Source organism: Pseudoflavonifractor capillosus (genome assembly GCF_016899775.1).
GTDB lineage: Bacteria > Bacillota > Clostridia > Oscillospirales > Oscillospiraceae > Lawsonibacter.
In genome coordinates this window covers 1-5,294 of record NZ_JACJJE010000099.1, presented here as the reverse complement: position 1 = coordinate 5,294, position 5,294 = coordinate 1, and the positions used below count along the sequence as shown (strand labels likewise).

4 protein-coding genes are annotated in these 5,294 nt (G+C 63.4%); 1 reads left to right on the top strand and 3 read right to left on the bottom strand.

The window, feature by feature from the left end; genetic code table 11:
- Nucleotides 1–603: 603 nt before the first annotated feature.
- Genes H6B31_RS16145 through H6B31_RS16135 form a run of 3 tightly spaced genes read right to left on the bottom strand, consistent with a single transcriptional unit; the run spans nt 604 to nt 3,278 of the window.
- The gene (locus tag H6B31_RS16145; RefSeq protein ID WP_087292716.1) at nt 604–1,176 is read right to left on the bottom strand and encodes an indolepyruvate oxidoreductase subunit beta; all 573 of its coding nucleotides are present in this window, start codon (nt 1,174–1,176) and stop codon (nt 604–606) included.
- Nucleotides 1,177–1,182: 6 nt separating this feature from the next.
- The gene (gene iorA / locus H6B31_RS16140) at nt 1,183–2,928 is read right to left on the bottom strand and encodes an indolepyruvate ferredoxin oxidoreductase subunit alpha (RefSeq protein WP_204899439.1); all 1,746 of its coding nucleotides are present in this window, start codon (nt 2,926–2,928) and stop codon (nt 1,183–1,185) included.
- Between the two features lie 44 nt (nt 2,929–2,972).
- On the bottom strand, nt 2,973–3,278 hold the full coding sequence (locus H6B31_RS16135; protein WP_087292710.1) for a YerC/YecD family TrpR-related protein: 306 nt from the start codon (nt 3,276–3,278) through the stop codon (nt 2,973–2,975).
- Between the two features lie 337 nt (nt 3,279–3,615).
- Between H6B31_RS16135 and H6B31_RS16130 the strand changes: the two genes are divergently transcribed.
- Nucleotides 3,616–5,010 (top strand): NAD(P)/FAD-dependent oxidoreductase, encoded by a 1,395-nt coding sequence (locus tag H6B31_RS16130; protein WP_204899438.1) that lies wholly within the window; start codon nt 3,616–3,618, stop codon nt 5,008–5,010.
- Nucleotides 5,011–5,294: the final 284 nt, after the last annotated feature.

The window sequence follows — 5,294 nt, the reverse complement described above, 5'->3', positions numbered from 1 at the left end:
AGATGTGTATAAGAGACAGGGGTGAGCAGGGGAAACTCCCCCCGGAAGGGTAGCAGGTTGAGCCCCCAGCGGCCCATGGCCCCCAGGGCGCCGCCTGTCCCCACCGCCAGAAGGCTGGTTATGGACATTGGGGCACTCCTTTCACTCGAAGCCGGTCCGTACCCGCCGGGCGGCCCAGTGTGCCGCCCCTACAAAAGAGTACAAACTCTGCCCCCTCATCCGCCCCAGTGTGCGCACTGGGGCACCTTCCCCCCGAGGGGAAGGTTTAGGGGAGCGCAGGATTCGCACTGGGGGCGTTGGTTCGGAAAAGGCAGGCGCAGAAGCGGAACCGCACTCGTCCTAAATTTTTACACACCCAGGGCCCAGTGGCCCGGAAGAAATTGCAAAAAGTCACTCAGATTTTGCGCGCCGGAAGGGCTGCACAATGTCCAAGGGGTAACCCCCGTAATGGGGGTCCAGGGGGTGTGTGTCATTGAGGCAGGGACGGCGAAGCCGTGCCTGTCTCTCTGCACACACCCCTTGGCGGCTCTTTGGTGACTTTCTGGCCCAGAAAGTCACTCGCCGCCGGGGCGGCGAAACTCCCCCTTTTAAAATTAGAAGGAATCAGGCGTTTTTCCCCAGCTCAAACGCCTTTTTATTCAGCTCCAAAAACTTCGCCGGCACCATAGCCTCCAGGGACTTCTGCCAGGCCTCCTCGGGCAGGTCGAAGTAGTGGGACAGCCGGCCCATCAAGACGATGTTCACCGCCTTGGAGGAACCGGCCTCCTCGGCCAGCTTCAGGCAGTCCAGAGCGTCCACCTTGGCCCCGGCGGCCTTCATCTTCTCCACCAGGTTCTCGGGGTACTGGGCGGCCCCGGTGATGACGGGCATGGGGTCGATCTGCTGGGTGTTGGTGACGATCTGGCCGTCGGGCTTCAGGTAGCTCAGCCACCGGGCGGCCTCCAGCAGCTCGAAGGAGACGATGAAGTCGGCCTCCCCCTTGTCGATGACCGGGGAGTTCACCCGGTCGCCGTAGCGCACGTAGGTGACCACGCTGCCGCCTCGCTGGGACATGCCGTGGACCTCGGACACCTTCACGTCGTAGCCCTGTTCCATGAGCAGGTGGCCCAGCAGCTTGCTGGCCAGCAGGGAGCCCTGGCCGCCCACGCCTACAATCATAATATTCTTGGTTTCCATCTTGCCTTAACCCTCCTTGCCGGTGCTCTCAAAGGCCCCCACGGGGCACAGCTGCTCACAGACCCCGCAGCCCACGCACTGGGTGAAGTCCACGTGGGCCTTGCCCTCCTTCATGGAGATGGCGGGGCAGCCGATTTTCATGCAGCTCTTGCAGCCGATGCACTTGTCCTTGTTGACCGCCAGAGGCGCCTTGTGCTTGACGTACTTCAGCAGGGCGCAGGGCCGGCGGGAGATGATGACGGAGGCCTCGTCGGCGGAGAGCTCCTCCTTCACCGCCTGGTCGCACTCCTTCAGGTTGTAGGGGTCTACCACCCGCACCCGCTTGAAGCCCATGGCCCGGCACAGGGACTCCAGGTCGATCTTGCCGGCGGGGTCCCCCTTGATGTTGTAGCCGGTGGTGGGGTTCTGCTGGTGGCCGGTCATGCCGGTGATGGAGTTGTCCAGGATGATGACGGTGGAGTTGGACTGGTTGTAGGCGATGTTGGCCAGGCCGGTCATGCCCGAGTGCATGAAGGTGGAGTCGCCGATGACGGCCACCGTCTTGTGCTCGCTCTCGGCGCCCCGGGCCTTGTTGAAGCCGTGGAGGCCGCTGATGGAGCCGCCCATGCACAGGGTCATGTCCATGGCGGCCAGAGGGGCCACCGCCCCCAGGGTGTAGCAGCCGATGTCGCCCATGACGGTGCACTTGTTCTTGTTCAGGGTGTAGAACAGGCCGCGGTGGGGACAGCCGGCGCACATGACGGGGGGACGGGCGGGGATGACGTCCTCCAGGGTTTTCCCCGTATGTACCGTGCCGCCCAGCTTGGCGGCCACCAGGTTCTGGGAGAACTCCCCCTCCATGGGAAGCACGTCCTTCCCCAGCACGTCCAGACCGATTTCACGGCAGTAGTCCTCCAGGAAGGGGTCCAGCTCCTCCACCACGGCCACCTTGTCCACCGAGGCGGCGAAGTCCAGAATCTTCTGCTTGGGCAGGGGCCACACCATGCCCAGCTTGAGCACGGGATAGCGGTCCCCAAAGACCTCCTTCACGTACTGGTAGGAGGTGCTGGAGGTGATGATGCCCAGGGCGCGGTCGCTCCCCTCCTCCAGGCGGTTCAGGGGGCTGGTCTCGGCGTAGGCGGCCAGCTTGCGGGTGCGCTCCTCCACCACCGGGTGGCGGCGGATGGCGTTGCCGGGCATCATCACGTACTTGCCGATGTTCTTCTCATAGGGCTTCATGGGAGGCTCTACCCGCTCGCTGGTCTCCACCAGGGACTGGGAGTGGGCCACCCGGGTGCACATCTTGATGATGACGGGGGTGTCGAACTCCTCGGAGAGCTCATAGGCCAGCTTGGTGAAGGAGAGGGCTTCGGCGGAGTCGGAGGGCTCCAGCATGGGGATCTTGGAGGCCTTGGCGTAGTGGCGGGAGTCCTGCTCGTTCTGAGAGGAGTGCATGCCCGCGTCGTCGGCCACCACAATGATCATGCCCGCGTTCACCCCGGTGTAGGAGACGGTGAACAGCGGGTCGGCGGCCACGTTCAGGCCCACGTGCTTCATGCCGCAGAAGGAGCGGCGGCCCGCCAGAGAGGCGCCGAAGGCGGTCTCCATGGCCACCTTCTCATTGGGGGCCCACTCACAGTAGATGTCGTCGAACTTGGCGGCCTCCTCGGTGATCTCGGTACTGGGGGTGCCGGGATAGCTGGAGACCACACAGCATCCCGCCTCGTACAGTCCACGGGCAACGGCCGCGTTGCCCAGCATCAGTTGTTTCATATCGCGTTACTCCCTGCTTTCTTGCAAAATTCTTTGGGGCGGCTCTATTTGGGTTGATCCAGCCCCTCCCGGATGATGATGTCCTGCATCACGCCCCCGGCGCCGTTCTCCAGCATGGAGCGGCGCACCCGGCTGATGGTGGCGCTGCTGGCCCCGGTTTTCTCCAGGATGTCCAGATAGACCAGGCCCTGCTGGAGATAGACAGCCACATCAAAGCGCTGCTCCATGGCCTGCAGCTCGGTGGGGGTGCAGAGATCTTCAAAAAACCGGCAGCACTCGTCCAGGTCCTTCAGCTTCAAGATGGTCTCGTAGAGCGCCAGACTGTGCTCCTTTCGTCCTGCCTTTGCCATATCGCGGCTCCTTTCTGCGGCCGGCCGGCGGCGCAGTCCGCCGGTCCGTCCATTCTTTCCTTATATTAACACAGTAAAGCGTTGAGGTAAACAGGAAATTTTCACTTTTTCCAATTTTTCACCGCCTTCCGGGGGAAATTTCTTTCCGCTCCCCGAGGCGGAGTCGGGCGGCAGACCGGCGCGGCGGAGGCGGCGGCCTGCAAAAACAGAGGGCGGATGGGGGAAAACAAGAGAAAATTTCTTCTCCTGGAGCAAAAAATGTGGTATAATGTATCCTGATATGATATGGCCCGGCGTGGGCCGCAATTTCCGAGGAAAGTGAGAGAGGAGACACCCCATGAATCCCATCTATGACGTTGCCATCCTGGGCTGCGGCGAGGCGGGCATCTTTGCTGCCTATGAGCTGGCCCACCACCGCCCCGGCCTGAAGGTGCTGGCCCTGGACCAGGGCCGGGACATCTACCACCGCAGCTGCCCCATTGTGGCGGGCAAGGTGCGGGAGTGCATCCACTGCTCCGTGTGCGACACCATGTGCGGCTTCGGCGGCGCGGGGGCCTTTTCCGACGGCAAGTTCAACTTCACCACCCAGTTCGGCGGCTGGCTCACCGACTTTATGGAGCCCCGCCATGTGATGGAGCTCATCGACTACGTGGACTCCATCAACGTTGCCCACGGGGCCACCCAGGAGGTGTTCTCCACCGAGAGCGCCGAGGCCAAGGCTCTGGCCCGAAAGGCCCTGGGCTTTGACCTGCACCTGCTCCAGGCCCGGTGCAAGCACCTGGGCACCGAGAACAATTTACGCATTCTCCAGAACATCTACGAGGGTCTGAAGGACAAGCTGGAGTTCCGCTTCAACACCGCCGTGGAGCACATCGCCCAGGACGGGGAGGGGGGCTTCCGCCTCACCCTGGGCAGCGGCGAGGAGGTGGCCTGCAAGCGGCTCATCGCCGCCCCCGGCCGCTCCGGCGCCGAGTGGTTCTCTGAGCAGTGCAAGGGCCTGGGGCTGGAGCTGCTGAACAACCAGGTGGACATCGGCGTGCGGGTGGAGCTGCCCGCCTCCGTCTTTGAGCACATCACCGACGTGGTGTACGAGTCCAAGCTGGTCTACCGCACCCAGCAGTACGGGGACCAGGTGCGCACCTTCTGCATGAACCCCTACGGCCACGTGGTGGCCGAGAACGTGGAGGGTATCAACACGGTGAACGGCCACTCCTACGCCGACCCCAAGCTGCGCAGTGAGAACACCAACTTCGCCCTGCTGGTGTCCAACCGCTTCACCCAGCCCTTTAACGAGCCCTACCGCTACGGCAAGCACATCGCCTCCCTGAGCAACATGCTGGCCGGCGGCGTGCTGGTCCAGCGCTTCGGCGACCTGGTGAAGGGGGTGCGCACCAACGAGCACCGCCTAAGTAAATCCTTCACCCGGCCCACCCTCACCGCCGCCGTCCCCGGCGACCTGTCCCTGGCCCTGCCCAAGCGGCAGCTGGACGACATCATCGAGATGATCTACGTCCTGGACAAGATCGCCCCGGGCACCGCCAACCACGACACCCTGCTCTATGGCGCGGAGGTGAAGTTCTATTCCGCCCGGCTCCAGCTCAGCGAGGAGCTGGAGACCGCCATCCCCAACTTCTTCGCCGCCGGCGACGGCGCCGGCGTCACCCGCGGCCTGGCCCAGGCGGGCGCCTCCGGCGTGCAGGCGGCACGGGCCATCCTGAAGCGGCTCTCCTAAGCCGCACCCCCAAAAGCCTTCCCCTCGGAGGGAAGGTGCCCCAGTGCGCACACTGGGGCGGATGAGGGGGCTCCCCCCAAAAAGCCTTCCCCTTGGGGGGAAGGTGGCACGGCGAAGCCGTGACGGATGAGGGGGCGATGATAGAGCGGTTTCGTTTCTTGGCAGGGAGGTTTCGCCGCCTGCGGGCGGCGAGGTACTTTCCCAGCGTGCCGATTTACAATGCAAGTGCAACAGTAAATAAAAAGAGTGACTCAAAGAGGAAAAGCCAGTAAAATGGTAGTTGC